Source organism: Phocaeicola dorei (genome assembly GCF_013009555.1).
Classification (GTDB): Bacteria; Bacteroidota; Bacteroidia; order Bacteroidales; family Bacteroidaceae; genus Phocaeicola; species Phocaeicola dorei.
On the sequence record NZ_CP046176.1, the window covers coordinates 2,707,782 to 2,728,675 of the forward strand.

General features: G+C 40.0%; 16 protein-coding genes and 1 pseudogene. 6 read left to right on the forward strand and 11 right to left on the reverse strand.

The annotated features are described in order from the left end of the window. Positions 1–11 precede the first annotated feature (11 nt). Positions 12–1,481, forward strand: coding sequence for a sensor histidine kinase (locus GKD17_RS11335; RefSeq protein WP_007835477.1), 1,470 nt, complete (start codon positions 12–14; stop codon positions 1,479–1,481). Positions 1,482–1,638: 157 nt separating this feature from the next. Here GKD17_RS11335 and GKD17_RS11340 read toward each other — a convergent pair whose 3' ends face one another. The 3 genes from GKD17_RS11340 to GKD17_RS11350 all read right to left on the reverse strand — a co-directional run bounded on the left by GKD17_RS11340 (position 1,639) and on the right by GKD17_RS11350 (position 4,870). After that, complete coding sequence (locus tag GKD17_RS11340) at positions 1,639–2,853, reverse strand: IS256 family transposase (protein ID WP_007839275.1); 1,215 nt, start codon at positions 2,851–2,853, stop codon at positions 1,639–1,641. A 97-nt stretch (positions 2,854–2,950) separates the two neighbouring features. Next, complete coding sequence (locus tag GKD17_RS11345; RefSeq protein ID WP_007835476.1) at positions 2,951–3,619, reverse strand: MgtC/SapB family protein; 669 nt, start codon at positions 3,617–3,619, stop codon at positions 2,951–2,953. Between the two features lie 15 nt (positions 3,620–3,634). Next, positions 3,635–4,870, reverse strand: a complete 1,236-nt coding sequence (locus GKD17_RS11350; protein WP_007835475.1) for a DNA recombination protein RmuC — start codon at positions 4,868–4,870, stop codon at positions 3,635–3,637. A gap of 95 nt (positions 4,871–4,965) precedes the next feature. Here GKD17_RS11350 and GKD17_RS11355 point away from each other — a divergent pair, with 95 nt between their 5' ends. After that, the gene (locus GKD17_RS11355) at positions 4,966–5,772 is read left to right on the forward strand and encodes a Cof-type HAD-IIB family hydrolase (RefSeq protein WP_007835474.1); all 807 of its coding nucleotides are present in this window, start codon (positions 4,966–4,968) and stop codon (positions 5,770–5,772) included. Here GKD17_RS11355 and GKD17_RS11360 read toward each other — a convergent pair. Next, positions 5,762–6,292 carry a ferredoxin domain-containing protein gene (locus GKD17_RS11360; protein ID WP_007835473.1) on the reverse strand — a complete coding sequence of 177 codons (531 nt, stop codon included), beginning with the start codon at positions 6,290–6,292 and terminating at the stop codon, positions 5,762–5,764. The genes GKD17_RS11355 and GKD17_RS11360 overlap by 11 nt on opposite strands. A gap of 293 nt (positions 6,293–6,585) precedes the next feature. Here GKD17_RS11360 and GKD17_RS11365 point away from each other — a divergent pair, with 293 nt between their 5' ends. After that, positions 6,586–6,831 (forward strand): RNA recognition motif domain-containing protein, encoded by a 246-nt coding sequence (locus GKD17_RS11365; RefSeq protein ID WP_007835472.1) that lies wholly within the window; start codon positions 6,586–6,588, stop codon positions 6,829–6,831. Between the two features lie 189 nt (positions 6,832–7,020). Here GKD17_RS11365 and GKD17_RS11370 read toward each other — a convergent pair whose 3' ends face one another. The 4 genes and pseudogenes from GKD17_RS11370 to GKD17_RS11385 all read right to left on the reverse strand — a co-directional run bounded on the left by GKD17_RS11370 (position 7,021) and on the right by GKD17_RS11385 (position 13,673). Next, positions 7,021–9,342 carry a glycoside hydrolase family 20 protein gene (locus GKD17_RS11370; RefSeq protein WP_007835471.1) on the reverse strand — a complete coding sequence of 774 codons (2,322 nt, stop codon included), beginning with the start codon at positions 9,340–9,342 and terminating at the stop codon, positions 7,021–7,023. 45 nt (positions 9,343–9,387) lie between these two features. Next, positions 9,388–9,579, reverse strand: a pseudogene (locus tag GKD17_RS11375) (EamA family transporter); the annotation flags it as partial. Between the two features lie 34 nt (positions 9,580–9,613). Further along, positions 9,614–11,401, reverse strand: a complete 1,788-nt coding sequence (locus GKD17_RS11380) for a glycoside hydrolase family 15 protein (RefSeq protein ID WP_007835468.1) — start codon at positions 11,399–11,401, stop codon at positions 9,614–9,616. Between the two features lie 19 nt (positions 11,402–11,420). After that, a complete protein-coding gene (locus tag GKD17_RS11385) occupies positions 11,421–13,673 on the reverse strand; it encodes a bifunctional alpha,alpha-trehalose-phosphate synthase (UDP-forming)/trehalose-phosphatase (protein WP_007835466.1) in 2,253 nt (750 codons plus the stop codon). A gap of 360 nt (positions 13,674–14,033) precedes the next feature. Between GKD17_RS11385 and GKD17_RS11390 the strand changes: the two genes are divergently transcribed. The 3 genes from GKD17_RS11390 to GKD17_RS11400 all read left to right on the forward strand — a co-directional run bounded on the left by GKD17_RS11390 (position 14,034) and on the right by GKD17_RS11400 (position 17,151). Then, the gene (locus GKD17_RS11390; protein WP_007835465.1) at positions 14,034–15,380 is read left to right on the forward strand and encodes an ACT domain-containing protein; all 1,347 of its coding nucleotides are present in this window, start codon (positions 14,034–14,036) and stop codon (positions 15,378–15,380) included. Between the two features lie 409 nt (positions 15,381–15,789). After that, on the forward strand, positions 15,790–16,425 hold the full coding sequence (locus GKD17_RS11395; RefSeq protein WP_007835464.1) for a chloramphenicol acetyltransferase: 636 nt from the start codon (positions 15,790–15,792) through the stop codon (positions 16,423–16,425). Between the two features lie 36 nt (positions 16,426–16,461). Then, positions 16,462–17,151 carry an HAD family hydrolase gene (locus GKD17_RS11400; RefSeq protein WP_007835463.1) on the forward strand — a complete coding sequence of 230 codons (690 nt, stop codon included), beginning with the start codon at positions 16,462–16,464 and terminating at the stop codon, positions 17,149–17,151. A gap of 146 nt (positions 17,152–17,297) precedes the next feature. On the opposite strand, the gene GKD17_RS11405 is transcribed toward GKD17_RS11400, so the two are convergent. The 3 genes from GKD17_RS11405 to kdpB form a co-directional block, all read right to left on the reverse strand. Then, positions 17,298–17,999, reverse strand: a complete 702-nt coding sequence (locus GKD17_RS11405) for a hypothetical protein (protein WP_007835461.1) — start codon at positions 17,997–17,999, stop codon at positions 17,298–17,300. A gap of 270 nt (positions 18,000–18,269) precedes the next feature. Further along, positions 18,270–18,839, reverse strand: a complete 570-nt coding sequence (locus GKD17_RS11410) for a K(+)-transporting ATPase subunit C (RefSeq protein ID WP_007835459.1) — start codon at positions 18,837–18,839, stop codon at positions 18,270–18,272. A gap of 13 nt (positions 18,840–18,852) precedes the next feature. Then, on the reverse strand, positions 18,853–20,886 hold the full coding sequence (gene kdpB, locus GKD17_RS11415; RefSeq protein ID WP_007835457.1) for a potassium-transporting ATPase subunit KdpB: 2,034 nt from the start codon (positions 20,884–20,886) through the stop codon (positions 18,853–18,855). Positions 20,887–20,894 lie beyond the last annotated feature (8 nt).

Below are 20,894 nucleotides of genomic sequence, written 5' to 3' on the forward strand. Positions count from 1 at the left end.
AAATAAAAGTTATGAATATAAAGTCGAAACTAACCCTTGCCATAGGGGTATTGGTGGCAATGATTGTACTATTGGTTGTACTTTCTGTTGTGAATTTGCAAATATTGACCGCCACGGAACCTGACAGTCCGGCAGCAGGTCCCGGATTACAGCGGGCTTTATTGTGGATATATGTTGTTGGTGCCGCATGTATATGTATTGGTATTGGTATGTGGCTGCGTCTTCCTGCATCGATTGATAATCCTATTAAAGAATTGACCAACGCTATACAGGAAATTGCGAACCATAATTATAAAAAACGTTTGGAATTAAGCAATAGTGAAGAATTTTCTGAAGTATCTAAAAATTTCAACCGCATGGCCAAACGTCTGGAAGATTATCATGCAAGTGCTTTATCCGATATGATGGCATCTAAAAAGTATATGGAGACTATCATCAACAGTATCAACGAGCCTATCATTGGTTTAAATAATGATATGGAAATCCTTTTCATCAATGATGAAGCATTGAATGTGATCAACCTGAAGCGTGAAGAAGTTATTAAACACTCTGCACAGGATATTTCCCTGCGCAATGATTTGTTGCGTCGCCTGATTCGTGAATTGGTGGAAATTCCTGGGGAACCAGTCAGAGACAAGGAAAAAGAAAAGAAAGAACCTCTGAAGATTTATGCGGACAATAAAGAGAGTTTTTTCCAAGTAAAATACATGAGTATTTCCCAACCGGGGAAAGATGGGGTTACTATGGAAAAAAAAGGATATGTCATTATGTTGAAGAATATAACCGAATTTAAGGAACTGGATTCGGCCAAGACTACGTTTATCTCTACAATCTCACATGAATTGAAGACTCCTATCTCGGCTATTATGATGAGTCTGCAATTATTAGAAGACCAGCGTATCGGAGCTTTAAATGAAGAACAGGAAGATTTGGCAAACAGTATCAAAGAAAATAGCGAACGGCTGCTTAATATCACCGGCGAGTTGCTGAATATGACCCAGGTAGAATCAGGAAAACTACAGTTGAAGCCTAAGATAACCAAACCTATAGAGTTGATAGAATATGCAATAAAGGCCAATCGTGTACAAGCTGAAAAATTTAATATTCAAATAGAAGTGGAATACCCTGAAGACAAAATAGGTAAACTGTTTGTCGACAGTGAGAAGATAGCTTGGGTTCTAACCAACCTTCTTTCCAATGCCATCCGGTATTCACCGGAAAACGGTCGTGTGGTAATAGGGGCACGTCAAACAGATGATGGATTCATTGAGATGTTTGTACGGGATTTCGGGAAAGGGATTGATCCACGTTATCATAAAAGCATCTTTGACCATTATTTCCGGGTTCCCGGAACTAAAGTACAAGGAAGCGGTTTAGGCCTGTCTATTTCCCGAGATTTTGTCGAGGCCCATAATGGTACTCTTACAGTAGACAGTAAGCTGGGAGAAGGAAGTATGTTTGTTATGCGATTAAAAGCATGATCACAGCACAGGGGAGAGAATCTTTCAATAAGAGCTCTCCCCCGCTGCTTTGGGGGCGTAAAATAAACTGTGTCATGCGCTGTTTTTCTTTCAAGCTCATCGGTCGGGGATCGGCCAGCGCCAAGGGGGTGCACCAGCACTCCCGACGAGCGTAAAATTACAACAACTTAAATCTATCTCCAAACTTTATCGCCAGTTGTTGGGCAATGGTGCCCCAATTAGCCAGTGGCATAGTCCATTTCTTGCGTATGTTGCGATAAGCGAGGTAGACAAGCTTCTCAAGGGCGGTGTCATTAGGGAACACACCCTTGTTTTTTGTAACTTTCCGTATTTGCCGGTGGTAGCCTTCAACGGTATTCGTCGTATAAATCATACGACGTATATCGGATGTGAACTGGAAGTATTCAGTGAGCTTTTCCCAGTTGTCCTGCCACGACTTGATGACGATAGGATATTTCTCTCCCCATTTCTGATCTAAATCAAGAAGCTCCGTTTCAGCGGCATCCTTGCTGACTGCACCGTAAACCCGTTTCAGATCTTTAAGAAACTCCTTCTGGTGTTTACTGCCGACGTATTTGATGGAGTTACGTATCTGATGGACGATACAAAGTTGCACTATGGTATCAGGGAATACGCTTTGGATGGCATCCGGGAAGCCCCTCAGACCATCGACACAAGCTATGAGAATGTCGTGTACACCACGGTTCTGTAAATCGGTCAGCACATTCAACCAGAAGTTTGCCCCCTCATTCTTAGAGATGTACATCCCAAGCAAATCCTTACGACCGTCCTTATCTATAGCCAATACGTTGTAGATTGCATGGGTAATGGCACAGCCTCTCTCATCCATGACTTTATAATGAATGGCATCCATCCAGACTATCGGATAAATATAATCCAGGCTACGCGAACGCCACGCTTTTATTTCCGGAAGTACCCGGTCAGTGATGGAACTGATTGTTTCGGCAGACACACGGTTACCAAGATTCTCTTCCATCCAATCGCTTATTTCACGTGTACTATTACCAAGGGCATAAAGGCCGATTATGCGGTCAGCAACACCTTCCGCGAGAATGGTCTCCCGCTTCTTTATAAACTGAGGATCGAAGGTGGAATTACGATCACGGGGGGTAGAAACGGTCACCTCACCCATAGAAGTTTGCACCTGCTTCTGCATCTTGCCATTACGACGGTTGCCACTCATGCGTTCATCCTCGGAAAGATGGGCATCCATCTCACCTTCTAAAGCTGCATTTAAAATGCTCTCCAATAACGGGGCAAAAGCTCCGTCCTTACCCAACAAGGGCTTGCCAGCCTTGAGCTGCTCGATTGCCTTGTTCTTGATCCTTTCAAAATCAAATTCTTCACTCATAAAAAAACTGTGTTAGCAAAGTTAATACTTTATTTGTTTGCTTTGCTGACACAGTTTAAATTACAGCCTCGCTGCTTTTGAACCAAGCCGGAAAAGTTTACTCCAACCTGTGAACGGTAATATCGCTAAAATCTTGTAATAATGTCAGTAACATACCTTCATCATTGTATTTCTTAGATTTTATAACCATTGTAACATAATAGGTTGTTACTTCTCCCAACCTCTTTTCGTCCAATTGATAGGAAACAATATTGTATTCCTTGGAATTGAATTTCTTGGCCATACGGTTCAGTGTTTCTTTATTGTCTGTAGAGAACTCTACCATGGAACTTTTCATACCTATACTTTTAAAAAGATAGCTAAGTGCCTCAAGACCAATCAGCGTAAGGATTGTTGCTGAGATTCCCAGCCAGTACATACCGGCTCCAATGGCCAGACCGATGCCCGAAGTAGCCCAAATTCCGGCAGCGGTAGTAAGTCCGCGCACGATTTGTTTTTGAAAAATAATAGTACCCGCTCCAATAAAACCGATACCACTGACAACCTGTGCGGCCACACGACTCGGGTCCAAGTCTATCCCCTCCATCTTCACTACTTCCATAAAACCATATTGTGATACAATCATAATGAGAGCACTTCCCAGTGATACTAGAAAATGGGTACGGTAACCGGCTTCTTTAGCACGATATTCCCTATCCAGACCAATAACAGTACCCAAAGCGCCTGCCACAAACAATCTCAAAATAAAATCCCACGTCATGCTCATATTGAAATCCTCCTTTTATTCATCGTCTTCATCATCAGTCAGTTCGGGCAAACTCAACATTCGTTGGCTGTCTTCTGCCGGAAGGGCTTCTACCTGGCGTAATTTACGTTCTATGGCACGAGTACGTTTCCCCATAACTTCCTCTAACTGGTCTCCTGCATTCTGTAGATTTTTCTGTACCTTTTCCAGCAATCCTCCAAACTTTCCGAATTCGGTCTTTACTGCCCCTAACACATTCCATACTTCGCTTGTTCGTTTTTGAATGGCCAGCGTACGGAATCCCATTTGCAAACTATTCAGGATAGCTCCCAGGGTGGTAGGACCTGTAACCACTATCTTCCAGTCTTTCTGCAACATTTCCACCAACGCGGTCCGGCGGATCACTTCTGCATAGATGTTTTCGAATGGCAGAAACATAATGGCAAAATCTGTTGTAAAAGGTGGGTCTACATATTTATCGTGAATATCCTTTGCCATTTTTTTAATTGTGATTTCCAGTTGACGGGATGAAGTTTCAATCAATGCGGCATCTCCGGCTTCGTATGCATCCTGATATTGTTCATATACATCTTTGGGAAATTTGGCATCCACAGGTAAATATACAGTATCATTATTATTTTCCTTTCCCGGAAGTTTAATGGCGAACTCCACAAATTCCGTTGCATTTTTCTTGGTTTTGACATTCGCCTCATATTGTTCCGGACTCAGCATCTGATCCAATAAGGCACCTAATTGTACTTCTCCGAATGTACCCCGTGTCTTCACATTACTTAAAACTTTTTTCAATCCTCCTACATCCTGTGCCAGACCCTTCATCTCTCCCAATCCTTTTTGTACATTCTCCAGCTGCGAACGTACTATCTCAAAGGATTGTCCTATACGTTCATTCAATGTTTTCTGTAATTTTTCTTCTACCATTTGCCGCATGTCATCCAATCGTTTTTCCGTACTTTTCACCAAAGCTTCCTGTTGCTTGCCCATTGCTTCAAATTTTTCCCGTTGCATTTCATTACCGGTCAGCAGGTTTTTATGCAAAGTATCCTGCATATTACGGATAGAATAATTCAAGGTTTGATTCAGTTCGTTACGAAGTTCGCGAATATTTTTTCCCAGTTCGTCCCGGTTTTCTTTCATTTCTTCGCGTAGCAATCCTTCCAGACGTTCGGTTTGCAGACGATTGTTTTTAGTAAGTGCGATTACAATATTAATTATCAGCAGGATAATAATTACGGTTAATAAAATTTCTGTCATGATTCTTGTTTATTTTGAGCAAATGTAGCAAAAAGCCATGAATTTAATCGTTATATTTGCAGCGAATTTGGCAAAAGCACTCCATTAAATAGTATATGAAGTATAAATTATTAGTTTTAGACCTAGACGGAACGTTGACCAATAAAAAGAAAGAGGTAACGGAACACACACGTCGTACACTTATCGAAGCGCAAAAGCGCGGAGTAAAAATTGTTTTGGCATCGGGACGTCCCACATACGGTGTGGCTCCACTGGCTGAGATCTTAGAGCTGCAGAAATACGAAGGTTATATACTTTCGTATAACGGAGGTGAGATCATAGACTGGAAAACCGGTGAGATGATGTACGAGAATGTGCTCGATCCGGATATATTACCTTACCTGTATAAATGTGCCACCGACAACCATTTTGCTATCGTCACTTACGATGGAAAATATGTATTGACTGAATATCCGGAAGATGAATATGTATTGAAAGAAGCTATTCTGAATGTGATGACTCCCAAGAAAGTGGATCATTTTCTGGAGGCAATAAAATTTCCTATTGCCAAATGTCTGATTGTAGGTGAACCTACGCGGCTTGCAGTGCTTGAAAAAGAAATGTACGAACATTTGAAAGATCGTATGGGGGTATTCCGTTCCGAACCTTATTTTTTGGAATTGGTTCCTAAAGGTATTGATAAAGCACAATCACTGGCCGTATTGTTAAAAGAAATCGGTATGACAAAAGAAGAAATGATTGCCGTTGGTGATGGTTTTAACGATCTTTCTATGATACAATATGCCGGATTGGGGGTAGCAATGGCCAATGCTCAAGAAATAGTCCGTCAAAACGCCGACTACATCACCCTTTCTAATGAAGAAGATGGTGTAGCCGCGGTAGTAGAGAAATTTATTCTTTAGGTTTCCGGTCAAAGAAAGGATTTTTAGAGGATGCGCTGACAGGGATGGCATAAACCTGGGTGCATCCTTCCAGCCAGTTCAGACGCTGTGCTGCTAATCCGGCCGAGAACATGACCCGTGTGTCCACCCTGTTGTCTGCTGCTGTAGCACAAGCTGATCCGATAGCAATGCCCACATCAACACTATTGATAGCACATGGCACTCCTTCTTTGCGAGACACACAAGTGGCATATCCACAATGACCACAATTCAATCCTTGCGCCTGTTCGTGTGTACCTATTAACAGGACACATTCTGCATTCAGAATATTTTCCGCATCGCGCAGGAAGAATTTCATTCCATGCTCCGCAACCATTTTCACCATCATTTCCGATAAAATATTGATATTACCATCCGTCACCATGGCTATTTCAATAATATCAACACCTTTTCCTTTGGGAGCAGTACGCGCTGCTGTCATCATTTGTCGGGCCACATGCAGAACATGTTCATGGCGGCTTTCTCTTTCATTCAATATCATATAAATCTTAGTTATAAGTTAGCTATTAATACAAAATTAGTGAATATGAATGATATAAGGCTCTTGCTTTAAGCCTAAAAAGTATAAAAAGAGTCACCGGTTAAAAAAATATCAAAATAAAAAGAGAAATATAGTGGATAATCCAATTATTTATCGTTCCTTTGACAACGGAATATAAAAAGATAGTTTTTTCGATTGACTCAATTCATCTCACACTTGAACCGTTTCTATTCTTCTAACTAAATTTTTAAATTCAAAGTTTACTTAATTATTTATTTATCAATTTTTATTTTATGAATTTGTATATTGGAAACCTTAACTATAATGTTAGGGAAGGTGATTTGAGAGGTGTAATGGAAGAGTATGGAACAGTAGCTTCAGTAAAACTTATTACTGATCGTGAAACACGTCGTTCTAAAGGTTTTGCTTTTGTAGAAATGCCTAATGATGGCGAAGCTAAAGAAGCTATCAAGCAATTGAACGGTGCAGAATATGTAAACCGTACTATGGTTGTAAAAGAAGCACTTCCTAAAGCATAAGGAATTAGACATTCCATGTCACATGATGGCGATAGAGATTCACTCTATCGCCATTTTTTTCTTGAACAGCTTTCTAGTTTGAAAATACATGAAAGGGTTATTGATAAGGAAACGGACATCTGTTTTGTCAGAATGTCCGTTTCTTGTTTAGTATTTGTTCTTTAGAAAGCTATTGCTCCGAAGGCGAATTTACTCCACTCCTATTTCGTCAACAAACAGAAAAGCTTTTTCGCCAGGCATGGAATGCCATGCGGGAAGTTTCGGAGTAACTTCTGCTATGATTTTAATATAGCGGGCTTTTACTTTATCAAAGGAAACAGAGTCTTTGCGGCTTTGCATTTTAGTTCCTTTTTCCACAACGGGAAAATTTTCGGAGGCTACCCTGCGGAAATTTTTCCCGTCCTCAGAAACTTCCACCTTCAGACCTGTTGCACCAAAGATAGCATCGCCTGTGTTCAACATTGTGTTTACAAAAACTGAAGATACTTCCTTAGGCTCAAGTAAATCAAGGGTCACATTCATATCTGTCCCGTAGAAACCAATCCAACGTCCTGAGCGATAATTCATATCCCCATATAATCCGTCTATCAAGGTACTTCCTCCTTTAAAAGTATATGATTTATGAGGAATGGTATTCAAGGTAACCGGTCTCATTGTGGCTGCATTAAAATGTATTTCCTCCTTACTTATCTGACTAGTACCCTGCGGACGAACTGCAATGGCTTGTATGATAACATCTTTATCCACTTGTATAGTGTCGGTATACAATGGGGATTGCACATCGGGAACGCTGCCATCCAATGTATAATGTATTTCCGCATCATCAAAAGTCTGAAAAGCAATCTTGGCTTTTCCTTCATCGGGAGCCGGAACGATATCAATGTTCACATCATAAATATCCTGACGAAAATCATAACCTCTATCCCGGTAAATAGCCAGCAGAGCTGGTAAACGTTTCAAAAAACTGTCGAAATTTTTATGTAACGGTTCCGTCCATTGAATCTCGGACAAGGCAGCCATACGAGGAAGAATTTGCCATTCCATCTTCAAACTGTCACGCGTCCATTCTGTCCAGATACATCCTTGAGTACCGATGATATATTTTCGTTCATCCTCTGCCAATTCATTAGAAACAGGTTCAAATGTATAGACACGTTCAAGGCTTTTAGTCCCTTTTATCCGATTGTAAGTAGGATTGCTGAAATAAAGAAACTGAATAGGAGTCATAATTGCATCATGGTGCAGACGGGCGGCTTCGATACCACCTTTGACACCAGTCCATGACATTACTGTGGCACCTGGAGCCAATCCTCCCTCCAACATCTCATCCCAGCCCAGCATTTTACGCCCTCTGTCATTAATAACTTTGCCTACCTCGGACATGAAATAGGTCTGTAATTGATTCTCCTTGCTGTGTTTTGGTGTATCTTTCAAACCCAGTTCCCGAATTTTAGCTTGACATGCAGGGCATTTTTCCCAACGTACTTTCGGACATTCATCCCCACCAATATGGATATAAGGAGATGGAAAGATGTCCATAATTTCATTCAATACATCTTTAGCAAACTGTAAAGCCCGGTCGTTTCCTCCACAAAGCACATCAGGGAATACCCCCCATTTACAAGGAATCTCGTATGGACCTCCCGTACAACCTAATTCCGGATAGGAAACCAAAGCTCCCATCATATGTCCCGGAAGGTCAACTTCGGGAATTACAGTAATAAAACGGTCAGCGGCATACTTGACAATCTCTTTTGCTTCTTCCTGTGTATAAAAACCGCTATGAGGAGTTTCATCATAGATCTGGGTTTCACGGTCAATCAACGTACGTGGACGTATCGAACCTATTTCCGTAAGTTTGGGATATTTCTTGATTTCAATTCTCCAACCTTGGTCTTCAGTCAGATGCCAATGAAAATAATTGATATTGTGCAATGCCAGCATATCAATGATTTGTTTCAGATAAGAAACCGGGAAATAATGGCGGCCCACGTCTACCATAAAACCGCGATAACCGAAACGAGGATAGTCATTAACAGTTCCCACCGGGATGGCAGCGGATACCTGTTTGTTTTTGGTCAATGGCAAAGCCTTATAGAGCGTTTGTATTCCATAAAAGACCCCAGACTCACTTCCTCCATTCAAATGAATGTTTTCAGAAGTTACCTCCAGTTGATACCCCTCTTTGTTGGTAATGGAACTGTCAACCGCCAAGATTATGGAATTCTTCTTTACGGCTTCAGTTGTTGTCCGGACGGTAATTCCCGTAGCCTCTTTAATATAAGAAGCTAAAAATTCTGCCGTCCGTTGCAACTTTTCATTGCCTTCCGGATAGACAATACCGGTTTGCGGATTAATAACAAAAGGGTGGGCTTGAATGTCTTGACTTACTTCTTGGGGCTGCGGAATGACATTCAGGTTTCCGATTTCTGTTTTTGTAGGAGAACATGCGGACAGACCAAATACCATCCACATTCCCACTCCTGCCCATTGCATCAGTTGTTTTTTCATAGTGGAAAATTTATAATTACAAGGGCAAAGATACAAAATCCGATCTTATTTGCCAGTATGCCTTAACCGAATCTTGCTTTTTTTCAGCAATGTTTTTCCTCCTATAATTAGAGTTACGGCAGTAATCACCATCAAAATGCCCAGAATAATGCGCGGTGTCAGCTGCTCTCCAAAAATCAGTACTCCGAAGAATAAAGCTGTAACAGGCTCCAAAGCACCTAGAATAGGAAATGCTGTTTCTCTGTTTTTTGTTTTTCGGCAAGGCTTTTCCTTATTTAAAGATTAGCCTTTTATCTTCTTCTGCAAATAACACAGCAGTATTTACCAGTGCCAGATGAGAATAAGCTTGTGGGAAATTACCCAATTGTTCTTTTGTTTCGAAATCAATATCTTCACTGAACAGACCCAAATGGTTTGAATATTGCAAAATTTCATCGAACAGACAGCGTGCTTCGTCTTTTTCCCCGATGACATAAAGTGCACGGATCAGCCAGAAAGTACAGATGGTAAAGGCCGAAGAAGGACAGCCAAAATCATCATGAGTATTATAACGGTACATCAACCCTTTGTGTAACAGGGATTTCTTGACGGCTTTCACTGTTTTATGATAACGAATATCATCAGCATCTATAAATCCATAAGGTTCCATTAACAGTAAAGAAGAATCCAAATCCAGATTGCCGTATGCTTGTGAAAAACTTTGTATTTCTTCCTTCCAGCCGTTTCTCATAACATCAGCTTTAATTGCATCAGCTTCTTCTTCCCAACGTCGGCTATTCTCATATTTATTCAGAATACGAGCTATGCGGGCTCCTCTGTCCAAAGCAACCCAACACATCACTTTGGACGAAACGAAATGCTGTCCTTCACCCCGTATCTCCCAAATTCCTTTATCAGGCTTTCTCCAATCTTCCACCACAGTCATCATAATGCTTTTCACCATTTCCCACATATCTTCTATTTCATCCAATGTACCTGGCATCAACCGGTAATATTGGTAAATCAAATCCATCAAATAGCCGAACGAATCATTCTGCCTTTGATGATAAGCATCATTGCCGATACGCACCGGTTTGGAGTTTTTATATCCTGAAAGATGGTCGAGTATAACTTCAGTCAATTTCCTTTCCCCACGAATGCCATACATTATTTGATAAGTGTCATGCTCGGCAACAAAAGTAGATTGTATGAATTTCATGAATTTGCGGGCTGCATCGGCATGACCTATTTTGAAAAGGGTCTCTATGGACATGGAGGCATCTCGCAACCAACAAAAACGGTAATCCCAATTGCGTACTTCTCCCACAGCTTCGGGCAGGCTGGTAGTAAGAGAGGCTAATACCGCGCCATTATAAAAGGACATCATCTTCAGGGTGAGTAAGCTACGCTCTATTATATCGTTGTAAATAGTGAACTTTCTTGTACGATCCGTCCAGTTCAACCAATAAACCAACGTGCGGCAATACTCCAGTTTCTCACGCTCTATATCAACAGGAATCACCTTTTCATTGTATGAAAGAAGAAAAAATTCATCTTTCTCTAATATAAATTCCTGATGGTTTACAATACCTTGCAACGGCAAAGAGGAATACAGATATTGTCTGTCCTTGTTGTTAGAAGAAGAATAGGTTTCAATATACCGGGAAGTTACATTAAAAAACGCTTTTCCACGAGCATAATCGGGAGCCGGATGGTAATTGACTTTAATGCGAGGACGACCTTTAATCCAGCGGATATAACGATAGACCTCAGCTGGACGATAATATTCCTTATTATCATATAACTCATAACAAGGCATAAAGTCGACTACCGCAAATTCGTCTTGTTCTGACACAAAAGTAGTGGAAAGAATATTGGTATGGGGAACATACGATTGGATGGTGTGATAGTCTTCTGAAACTTCAAAACCAAAAGTCCCGCCTTTTTCACGATCTAGAAGAGCTGCAAAAATAGAAGGTGAATCAAAATTTGGAAAACATAGCCATTCAATACTTCCTTTTTCGGAAATCAGTGCGGCTGTGCAGCAATTACCGATTACACCGTAATTCAAATTATCCATGGTTATTTTTTTTGTAATGTTAGTGGTTTATTATCCGTTTAAAAAAATCTATAGCCGATGATAACTGCCCTTTCAAACCACTTTTCAAGGCTGCTTTCACCATGCCTTCATCTGTCAGCCGTTGTAAAAACGGCAAGGTGTCTGTCTGTACGGGCAGATTGTAACGTGCACTCTCGGATGCTGTACCAATCTTTACAGTCACAGCAGTAACAGGTACGGCTTTAAACATATCATCATCCGTAGTATCATCTCCTATTGCCAAGATAAAATCATATCGGGTGGCAAGCAAAAGCCTGTTTACTTCTGAACCTTTGGTAAATTCGGGAGATTTTATTTCTATTACCTTATTACCCTGCATGATTTGCAAATTCTGTTTCAAGCAAATAGATATCAAGGAATTGACCAACTGTTGCGCACGTAATCTGCCCAACCATGCATCGGCTTCACGATAATGCCAGGCAAGTGCCGTTTCTTTGACTTCAAGATGGGAGCGAGGAGTCTTGCTGACAAATAATTTTAATATAGAAAGCAATCCGGGGCTCCATTCCTGCCCGTGTACATTCTTGTGCCATACACCATTCTCTTTATAAAAGGCCCCATGTTCGGCTGCAAAGGAAAGAGGCAGTGCACCCAACCACTTCTCTAAAGTAAAATGGTCACGTCCGCTGTTTATTACCACATGATTCAAGGGGTCGGCGGTCAGTTTCTGCAATGTATCCAGCAATTGTGGAGTAGGAGAGGCATCTTCCGGCCTTTTCTGAAAAGGGACCAGTGTCCCGTCATAATCCAACAAAATCAAACGCTTTTTAGCATGTAAGTATTGATGCTGAATTTCCTGCATATTCTGTGATCCTATTTTCTTAAAAAGCATGGTTTTGTTTTTGTGTGCCACTTCCTGCCATTCATTTACAAAATCGGCAGCCCATTTATTGACAGTCTGTACGGATACAATAGACTGCATACGGTGCATCCGTTCTTGCTGTTCTTCAAACGGCATTTCCAATGCCCGGCAAATGGCATTTTCTATCTGCTCCGTATCATTGGGATTAACCAGCAAGGCGTCGGTCAGTTCCACAGCGGCACCGGCCATTTCACTTAAAACCAATACACCGGGATTGTCTTGCTTGACAGCAACATACTCTTTGGCAACCAAGTTCATTCCGTCACGCAAAGGAGTTACTAATGCAATATCAGCTATAAAATACATAGCAGCCAATTCTTCGAATGAAAAACCATGATAAAAATAGCAGACCGGAGTCCAGTTCATTGTAGAATATCGTCCGTTGATAGAACCTATTTCCTCGTCAATCCGGGTTTTCAATTCGGCATAACTGCCTACATGATCACGTGAAGGAACTATGACCATAGCCAGTGTTACCTTGCCATGATATTCGGGATGGTGTTCCAAAAAAGAGGCAAATCCATAAAGGCGGTGCAAAATACCTTTACTATAATCCAAACGGTCTACCGATAGGATAAGTTTATGTTTGCCAAACAAGAGACGGGTTCGTTCTATAGCCTTCCAAACATTTTTTTGTTGTGACACATTGTGGTAAAGGTCATAATTTATCCCCATCGGAAGTGCATCAACGCGCACAATGCGACTGCCTATCCGGGTTTCATCCAAACTGAAATCTATATGGAGTACCCGTTCGGCCGCACTGATGAAATGACGCATATAGTCATGTGTATGAAATGCGATAAAATCGGCTCCTAACAATCCTTTCAGTATTTCGGCACGTTCAGGTAGAATTCGGAATAACTCATAAGATGGAAACGGAATATGATGGAAATAACCGATATGCAACTGGGGAAGCTCTTGGCGAAGCATTTCCGGAAGTAACATCAACTGATAATCTTGTACCCAGACCCAATCATCCGGTTCCACAAGGCGGATAATTTCCCGACAAAACAAAGCGTTAACCTCTTGGTAAGATTGCCAGAAACTTTTTCTATATAATGTATAGGCAAAGAAATAGTGACATAAAGGCCACAGGGTACTGTTACTGTATCCCTCATAATAGTTCTTATATTGCTCATCGGATAAAAATATGGGATGGAGATTCATTTCCTCCAACCGGTGACAGATATCCTGTTTTTCTTCCTCTTTGTCTGTACAGATTCCGGGCCACCCCACCCAATGTTTCTCGTAATTGCCCTGTAGGGAATTTAGTCCCGTTGTCAGACCTCCTTCACTACGTGAGAAAACAAAGGTATCTTTTTCTGCGACAGCCTTCACGGGCAGTCTGTTTGATATGATATACAATTTCATTTTTATATAATTCTTTTTTTCAATTAGATGACAAAAGTCATACCACTAATTTAAACATCTTATTATCAACATGATATATGTTTATTGATTAGTTTATACTTTTTCAATATGAAAGCCTTTTTTCTAAAATGGGAAATGAAATAGCTGAAAGATAAAAGTGCAATTTTTGTAATGGCATCGATTTTGATTTATATGGAGTATAACGCTATCAACTTATAGAAAAGGTAGCGAGCAAACAATAAGAAATAACTGATTAACAAACTAATAAAGATGAAACTAGTAAAAACATAGCTTTCCAATATGGAAATTTGCCTGTTAAAATGAAAAAGAAACTCCAAAAGAATAAAATGCAATAAAAAAATGAAAGTATATAATTTAGAAAATATTAAATCTGCCACCGAACTGAAACATTGGACTGAAGTAATTAACATGAACGAACGTTCTATTATAGTGCTCGACACTTTTACCAGCATTGCCCAAAAGCTGCAAGCTGTTTCTATTTCTTTATTCCATGTCGATATCGAAGAGGTTATGAGTCAATTGCAGGATTTTGAGAATGATTGTAGAAATTGGCTGGACAATCTTCTTTCCTCCGAAATACAGAAAGCAGAAGCTGCCAAAGAAATAAAAGTACACATCGATCAAATTTCCCGTTTATGTAATGAAAATCTGAACATCATTGACGATCATGAGATCATGGCTCACGGAGCAATGATATCCTCTCTTATTCTGTCACATTATTTAGAAGAATGTACAAAAAAGAACTTCATCTTGAACTCATGTCATTTCATGCGACTAGGGCTTGATCGAAAACCGGATATAAAGTATGTGAAAAAGAATGTAGAAGAACTGATGAAAGACTGTCCCGATGTTCACATTCTTATTACCCAAAGCCGTTTGTGTAAAAATGTATATGATGAAGTGGATTTCTTCCCACAAATAGGAAATGAGTATTATGCCACTGTTATCGGGGCTGTATTCCATGCGGATGAAATTATAACATCCTTACATTCTGATGAAATTTGTTTCCGAGGTATGGAACATACTCGAACTCTTACATACGGTGAAGCCGAGAATTTTATTGATAGCGGCATTGCATTGCTTCATCCGGAATGTATTCCGCTGGCGCGCACCGCCGGTATGGCTATTGTATTGATAAAAACGCCGAAAGATACATTACGAATATCATCAGAAAAAACAGGAACAAAAGTAAAAGCTGCTGTTTCACGCAGAGGTGTGGTCTTTGTCAAACTTCGTTCGTTGGGGATTCTTACTTCTTATCTATTTATTGGAAAAGTATTTGATGTGTTCGAGAAATATAAGGTTCCTGTCTATTTAGCGACTTCCTCTAATGTAAGTGTTTCATTGGCTGTGAAATGTAGCAACGACACATTACGCCTGATATATCGTGAATTACATAAGTATGCGGAAATAGGAATGGAAACAGAAATGTCTGTGGTCAGCGTTATTGGAGATCTAAATTGGGAAAAGCATACAGGGTTGGAAGCCAGAATTATAGAAACACTGAAAGAAATGCCGGTATGCATGATTTCATACGGTAGCAGCACTCACAATCTTTCAGTGCTGGTACGGGAACAAGATAGAGAAAAGGCATTAGTGACACTGTGCAAAGCCTTTCTAGATATTCCATCAGAGAAATTTGATGTAATAAAGCAAACTCAATTACAAGACTCTTTTGTTATGTGACCTTCCTGAGTAAACAGAAGCAACAATTCGTCCGACAAGGTATTTGTTGCTTTTGTTTTTGATTAAATAAAACATTATTTTATCCTTATAGCGATTTGTACTTTATTGCCAATTCTATCACCTAAATTGTTATCCATACAAAAATCTGACTTATGAATTTAATAGAATTCTTTCCCTTATAAACAAAAATAGACATATAGTTGATTATCAGTCCTGAATAACCTTTTAAAATAGTTGCTGTTATCCATTCTTAACTTTAGCACAGAACAGGAAATAATAAAATGGATTTAAAGCAAACAAAGAACATCTCTGTTAAAATACTTTTTGTATATTTGCAACAATATGTTTTATCGTTAAAATAGTTGCAACAGAAATAATACACATAAAAGAAAAACAGAGTAAATAGAAAATGAAGCGAGTTATTAACCTGGACAATTGGAATAGAAAAGAGCATTTTAAATTCTTCTCGGCTCTCGATGACCCTTTTTGGGGAATTACTACGACTGTTGATTTCACAAGCGTATATCAACAAAGTAAAAATATGGAGGTTTCTTTTTTTCTTTATTCTGTGTACTTCCTATTGAAATGTATCAATGCAACTACTGCATTCAAATTACGTATAGAAAACGGAGAAGTAGTAGAATATGATAAAATCAATATTTCGCCCACTATCGGAAGAGAGGACGGAACTTTTGGCTTTGGATTTTTTGAGTATGACACAGATCTTTCCTTATTTATTGAAAATGCAGAAAAGGAAATACATAGAGTAAAAAACAGTGCCGGACTTTCTTTTTCCAAGGACACTGCAAGAGCAGATGTCATCCGTTATTCGGCTCTACCTTGGTTTGCCTTTTCCGAGATGAAACATGCCGGTTCAATTCAAACAGGAGATTCTATACCCAAAATTTCTACAGGTAAGCTGATACAAGAAAAAAAGAAACTTTTGCTCCCTATATCCATCAGTGTCCACCATGGCTTGGTGGATGGACGAAATGTTGCCGAATTTATACAGAACTTAAAAGACGGACAAAACAATACATTATGATATGATTGCTCCCTCTTCCTATTCTAATAATAAAACATGAAAAATAAAATAGAATTTATCGCTTTTGATGCCGATGACACTCTTTGGGAAAATGAACTTTATTTTCAAGAGTTGGAACACAAATTTTGTCATCTTCTGAGGAAATATTTACCAGCTCCTTCCATATCAGAAGAACTGTTCAAAACAGAAATAAAAAATCTGCATATCTATGGTTATGGACTGAAAGGAATGCTGCTTTGCATGATTGAAACCATTTGCAAAGTTACTAATGGAGAAGGAGATCTCAATCTCGTAAAAGAAATCCTCCGATCAGGCCAGGAACTTCTGCAAAGGCCAATCATATTATTGGACGGTGTGCAAGAAGTCATATCAGCCTTGTGCGAAAATTATAAATTAGTATTGGCCACCAAAGGTGATCTGTTCGATCAAAAAAGAAAGATTTCTGCGTCCGGACTACAAGAATGTTTTTGCCACATAGAAATAATGAGCGACAAGAAGAATGCGGATTATAAAAGATTGCTTGATAATTTAGGGTGTAAGGCAGAAAATTTACTGATGATAGGAAACTCAATAAAGTCAGATATTATTCCCATATTGGAACTCGGAGGTTATGCAGCCTATGTACCTCATCATATCACTTGGGCACACGAACAATGTGAAGGAGAAGTAACGCACTCCCACTTTATTAAGTTGAATAACATTAAAGAGATACAAAACTATCTTTAGTTTTTGCCATATTCCATTCTCCACGTGGCAACTCTTTGAACAAAAATACCACATCTGGCAAGAATCAAAAAAAAGATAAGTCACTCTAATACAACAAAAAGGAGAAATGCAAAGCATTTCTCCTTTTCATCAAAAAAATCACACATTTAAAACCCAATACTTAATCCGGCTATCAGATAAGTTTTGTCAAATGAGGGCGAAACAATAGCCTGTACAAACAAAGGCAAAGAAAAATTATCTGTAATATTAATGTTCTTGGAAGCTTTTAAAGCAATATCTGTAAAAGCAGCACCATCAGCATCATACATTCCTTTCCAAGGAGTGAAACCAACGGAAGGAGTGAGCGTAATTTCTGCCGGGCAAGCAATATTATAAGAAGCATTGATATAAGTGGAATAAGCACGATCACCGTCTTTGTTATCGTCTCCTCCCGCAAACATAGTAGACCAACTCAAGGTCAGAGGAAAGTTCTCGCCGAAATTATAAGCTAATGTTCCTTCAAAATGATGATCATGTTTATAATCCCCGTAGGGCATGGTGATGCCATTCCACCAATAGTCGGTTACTGTAATACCTAAACCGCCAATAGTATAGCTTAAATTGATGTCAAACTCTTGTGCACCGTCTGTCTTGGTCAGGCTCTGACTCCCCCAAGCAGATAAAGAAAGGTTGCCGTAAGATAATCCTAATGTAGGCTGTACAGAAAATCCTGAATTCTGGTAAGCGCCACGCCAAATGTAATCACTTACAAAATCTGCCTTAGCCGTTACGTTAAATTCTTGTGCTTTTATCACTCCAGGCAACAGTAAAGCCAACACCAAGACCACTTTTTTCAAATTCCTTTTCATCTTAAAAAATTAAACTAATTAATATTCGTGTTTTACATATTTCTACTATTTCCTTCTTATTGTCTGAAAGGAAATATCCATTTTGAGTTTTTCTGAATCAAGATGCATCATTCAATGGTGATGCACGTCAAAGATCAAGAATCCATGTTATCAAAGCAAAGAACAATACAATGATAGCCACAGCTTCTAGAGCCGACAGGCTCTCGGTATCCAGGAAACTTCTCTTTTTCATGACGCACATCTTCCTAATTTAATGACTATATATTTTTATTATTTTGCCTTTTCTAAAGCAGCATTCAGTTTTAACACATTCACCTTCTCTGTACCGAACATGCCCATAAACGGTTTTTCCACAGCTTTATCTACAATAGCTTTTACAGTTTCCTCACTCATTCCGCGAGCTTTAGCCACACGTTGTACCTGCACGTATGCGCAGGCCGGAGTGATGTCAGGATCCAATCCGGAACCGCTGGCTGTTACCATTTCGGCAGGTACTTCCTTACGGCTCAAGTAAGGATGATGCTTTAAAAATGTATCAATCCGAGCTTCTACTTCAGCCAGATACTCCTCATTGGTAGGACCTTTATTGCTACCGGCCGAACTAGCCGCATCATAACCTTCACCAGCACATGAAGGACGTCCCCAGAAATAGATATCTTCTGTAAATAATTGTCCCACATTGGCTGCACCTACCACTTTTCCGTTAAGTTCCACAACCTCGGCATTGCCGGAATTAGGTCCGGCAAATTGAGCGAAAATCCATAAGACTAGTATATAGCATACTGAGAAAAACACACAAAAGACTAAAGTAAGTCTGAATGACTTTATAAAATTTTTCATTGTTATTTACTTGTTAAAAGAATAATCCTACTACTAAATCTATTAATTTAATACCCACAAAAGGAGCAATAACACCACCTATGCCATATATCAAAAGATTACGACGAAGCAAGGCGGAAGCTCCTATCGGTTTGTATTGAACTCCTTTCAATGCCAGCGGAATCAGAATAGGAATAATGATGGCATTGAATATAACTGCAGATAAGATAGCACTCTCAGGGCTATGCAACCCCATAATATTCAATGCAGCCAGTTCTGGAATGGAAAGCATGAACAATGCAGGAACAATGGCAAAATATTTGGCCACATCATTGGCTATGGAGAAAGTGGTCAGTGTACCACGTGTCATCAGCAATTGTTTACCTATCTCAACAATTTCTATCAGCTTGGTAGGATCATTATCCAAATCCACCATATTCCCTGCTTCCTTGGCAGCCTGTGTACCGCTATTCATGGCAACCCCCACATTAGCTTGGGCAAGGGCAGGAGCATCATTTGTTCCGTCACCCATCATGGCAACCAGTTTGCCGGCAGCCTGCTCTTTCTTGATATACTCCATCTTATCCTCCGGTTTAGCTTCGGCTATGAAGTCGTCTACTCCGGCTTTCTCTGCAATATATTTGGCGGTCAAAGGGTTATCTCCCGTCACCATGACTGTTTTTACCCCCATCTTGCGTAAACGTTCAAAACGTTCCTGAATACCCGGTTTTATGATATCCTGCAATTCTATAACTCCGGCAATTTTCTTATTGACACTCACCACCAATGGAGTACCTCCATTACTTGTAATGGTTTGAATGATATCTTCCGTTTCTTTTGGGAAAGGGTTTCCGGCAGACAAAGCTATCTTGCGGATAGCATCAAATGCACCTTTACGGATTTCTGTTCCATCCTTCAAGTTAATACCCGAGCATTTGGTTTCGGCGGTAAATTTTATCATATGAGCACCATCGGTATTCAAATTACGCATCCGTAAACCCGATTCACGTCCCAGTTCAATAATAGATTTACCTTCCGGAGTATCATCAGATACAGATGAGAGTAGGCAGGCTTCGATGAAAGCATGTTCATCCACTCCCTGAGCCGGATAAAAACGAGTAGCTTTACGGTTTCCTATAGTTATTGTTCCTGTTTTATCAAGAAGCAAAGTATCTATATCTCCGGCTGTTTCCACTGCTTTACCCGATTTGGTTATGACGTTGGCACGCAGAGCACGATCCATCCCGGCGATACCGATAGCCGAAAGCAATCCTCCGATAGTGGTGGGAATGAGGCAGACAAACAAGGACAGAAAAGAAGCAATGGTAATGACAGTTCCCGTATAATCGGCAAACGGTTTAAGGGTGATACACACAATGACAAAGACCAATGTAAATGCTGCCAACAGGATAGTCAATGCAATTTCATTCGGTGTTTTCTGGCGGGATGCGCCTTCCACCAATGCAATCATCTTATCCAAGAAACTTTCACCCGGCTGGGTGCTTACCATTACTTTTATCTGATCGGACAATACTTTTGTACCTCCTGTTACTGAACTCTTGTCACCGCCTGCTTCACGGATTACAGGAGCGGATTCGCCTGTGATGGCACTTTCGTCAATAGACGCCAGTCCTTCGATGATCTCGCCATCGGCAGGAATAACATCTCCTGCCTCACATACAAAAATATCACCTTTCTTTAACTGGGAACTACTGACAGTTTTCAAAGTCCCGTTCACAATCAATTTGGCAGGAGTCTCCTCACGAGTCTTCCTCAGGCTATCGGCTTGTGCTTTTCCGCGCGCTTCGGCAATAGCTTCAGCAAAATTAGCAAATAACAAGGTGATGAACAGAATTACGAAAACCCATAAATTATAAATAAATGAGCCTTGTGAATCATTAACGATAGAGTAGAGCATCACCAAGAACATAATAGCTGTACAAACCTCTACCGTGAACATAATCGGATTCTTAATCATCACTCGCGGATTCAACTTCACGAATGATTGTTTTATGCTGTCAATAACTTGCTCCTTCTGAAATAAAGAAGCTGATTTATTATCTTTCATATCTTCTA